This window comes from Gilvimarinus sp. 1_MG-2023, from assembly GCF_030548285.1.
The window spans coordinates 1-257 of the sequence record NZ_JAUOSC010001262.1; the positions used below are offsets into that span (position 1 = coordinate 1).

1 protein-coding gene is annotated in these 257 nt (G+C 52.1%); it reads left to right on the top strand.

What is annotated here, in order from left to right; genetic code table 11:
* A partial coding sequence (locus Q4563_RS20920; protein ID WP_303605887.1) for a hypothetical protein occupies nucleotides 1-257 on the top strand: 257 nt, incomplete at both ends.

Genomic DNA, 257 nt, shown 5'->3' on the forward strand with positions numbered 1-257 from the left:
TGCCTACATGGATGTCGACAAGGAAATTCTCGATAACCATCGCCCTGGTGATTATTTGTGGCCCAATTATGCCTGGAAGTTGCTCAAGGCTTATGGCTTTGCCTTTGCAGATAATCGCTACCGGACCTCGTTGTCAGAGTTGCTGGCAGCAGCTCCGGAAATACCGGACCCCTGGGTTTTACGGGTTCATCACCGTGATTATCTGTATCCGTTTGCCTATGGCCGTAACCCGCGTGAGCGGATGCGCAGTGTGGTAC